Origin of the sequence: Oscillibacter sp. CU971 (genome assembly GCF_905219725.1) — a bacterium.
Taxonomy (GTDB): domain Bacteria; phylum Bacillota; class Clostridia; order Oscillospirales; family Oscillospiraceae; genus Oscillibacter.
The window spans coordinates 1-1,948 of sequence record NZ_CAJMXG010000406.1; the positions used below are offsets into that span (position 1 = coordinate 1).

The 1,948-nt window shown below is 65.1% G+C and carries 1 protein-coding gene; it reads right to left on the reverse strand.

Annotated features, from left to right (window positions below; all coding sequences use genetic code 11):
• Positions 1-585 precede the first annotated feature (585 nt).
• Complete coding sequence (locus tag JX325_RS15930) at positions 586-1,695, reverse strand: PTS transporter subunit IIC (RefSeq protein WP_204792032.1); 1,110 nt, start codon at positions 1,693-1,695, stop codon at positions 586-588.
• Between the last annotated feature and the right edge of the window lie 253 nt (positions 1,696-1,948).

Sequence of the window (1,948 nt, forward strand, 5' to 3'; positions counted from 1 at the left end):
GGGGGCGCGGCGGTGGCGGCTGGCCCTCCTGCTGACCGGGGGGCTGCTCACCGGCGCGCTGGTATGCTTCATCTGCGACACGGCCCTTACCGGCGGACTGAGCTGGTCGCGGATCGTGGCGGTTTCCACGGGGTACGCCTGGGCGGCGCTTCTCCCCTGGGTCATCCTGAAACGGGGAGGAGCGGCGGGAAGCCTCTTGAGCCTCAGCGTGTTTACGGTTCCCTATCTATACAGTCTCGGCCGGCTGCTGCGGGTCCGGGCGGTGTTTACCGTGGGGACGGCGATGGCCGTTCTTTCCCTTGTGTTTTTGTGGCTGATTTACGCCGCCTTCCGCCGCATGGGCAGGACCTCCCAGGCCCTGGGGACCGCGTGCTTGCTGCTGGCNGGGCTGACGGCTTCCNTCAACGGGACGCTGTATCNTTTNGAGGCCGCGCCGCCGCCGGACGCCTGGAACGGAATGAGCGTGCTGCTTTTTCTGCTGGCGGCGGCGGTGTGCTTCANCTGGAAGCGGGGCGGGGAATGAAAAAAGCGGGAGGCTTCCTTTAAATAAGGAAGCCTCCCGTTTTATTTGCCGTTTCGCCGCATTCAGCCCGCCAGGGTCAAATCGCCGTCCTTCACCCAGCCCGCCTTCCGGCAGAAGTGGTTGACAAGCGGGCAGATGACGGCGGGGAGGACGAAGGAAACCAAAATCAGCCCCGCCCAGTCCATGGCCCCGGGGACGATGGCCGCCGCCCCGTTGGCCAGGGCCTGCTCGCTGGGGGCCAGCCAGCCGGTCCAGACCCCCAGCTGGCCGCAGAGGCCGCAGGTGCCCATGCCGGAGTTGATGGCCGCGCCGTTCATCTCCAGGCGGAACAGGCATGTGGCGATGGGGCCGGTAATGGCGGAGGTCAGTGTGGGCGCGATCCATATTTTAGGATTCCGCACGATGTTGGGCATTTGCAGCATGGAGGTGCCCAGACCCTGGCTCACCAGGCCCCCCCAGCCGTTTTCCNGGAAGCTCATGACGGCGAAGCCCACCATCTGGGCGCAGCACCCTGCCACGGCGGCTCCTCCCGCCAGGCCCGTCAGCCCTAGGACGGAGCAGATGGCGGCGGAGGAGATGGGCAGGGTCAGGGCCACGCCCACCAGCACGGAANCCAGGATGCCNNTGAGGAAGGGCTGGAGCNCCGTGGNGCGCATGATGAGCTGGCCGAAGGCGCTGGCGGCGGCGGCAATGGGGGGCGCGACGGCCCAGGCCGCCCCGATGCCCACCAGGGTGGTGACGATGGGAGTCACCAGGATGTCGATTTTCGTCTCTTTGCTGACGGCCTTGCCGCATTCGGCGGCGAGGATGGCCACAAGGAGGACGGCCAGGGGCCCCCCGGCCTTGCCCAGGGCGTTGCAGGCGTAGCCCACCGTCGCCAGGGAGAAGAGGACCATGGNCGGGGCCTGGAGGGCGTAGCCGATGGCCACGGCCATGGCCGCGCCGCTCATGAAGGAGGCCATGCCGCCGATGGTGTAACCAACCTTGTTGATGGTGATNAGGTCGNCCGTCAGGAAGCCGATGTGGAACTGGGCGCCCACGGTGTTCAAAATGGTGCCGATGAGCAAAGAGCAGAAGAGGCCCTGGGCCATCGCCCCCAGGGCGTCGATGCCGTAGCGGCGGACGGAGAGGACGATGTTCTTGCGTTTGAGAAACGCTTTGACGTTTTCCATGGGAAGCACCTGTTTCTTTCGTAGAATTTCGGATTTGGACACGGCCGCCGGGCGGGTAAATGGCCGCGCGAAATAAGCCTTACAGGTGTCAAGACACCTGTAAGGCTTATCATACGCACCCGGAGAGGTTTTGTCAAGAGGAGGGCCGTCAAGTTTGGCTTCCCGGAGCGGGGATTCCTTGTAGATTTTTGCCGAAAGCTGTGGTACAATGAATCCGCTGTCGGCCCTCCGCAGTGAGAGGGGGTGAGCCGGT